We start from the raw sequence: 260 nt of genomic DNA, 5'->3' as shown, positions 1-260 counted from the left end.
GCCCTGCACACGTTGTTGCAGGACATGGTCGCGGCACCAGCCAGCCGGCTGCTGGACTGTGTCGGTGATGCCGATGCGGTTTTGCACGGTGAGGCCGCGACCTTCCCTTGCACGGACTTTCTCAGCCTGTTCCGCCGGGCGCTGGCCAATGCCGGCGAGCGCCCGGCGCTGCGTGCGGGCGGCGAGCAGTTGAGCTATGCCCAGCTCGATCAGCGTTCGAACCAGCTGGCGCATCACCTGCTGGCACTGGGCGTCAAGCC

1 protein-coding gene is annotated in these 260 nt (G+C 67.7%); it reads left to right on the top strand.

Annotated elements, in window-relative coordinates; translation table 11 throughout:
• The coding region (locus tag FQ664_RS25670; RefSeq protein ID WP_144175804.1) for an AMP-binding protein at positions 1-260 on the top strand (260 nt) is incomplete at both ends.

Origin of the sequence: Pseudomonas persica, from assembly GCF_900291015.1 — a bacterium.
In the GTDB taxonomy this organism is placed as follows: Bacteria; Pseudomonadota; Gammaproteobacteria; order Pseudomonadales; family Pseudomonadaceae; genus Aquipseudomonas.
Note: the sequence above shows the minus strand (reverse complement) of the source record. Positions and strands in the feature narration are given on the sequence as shown.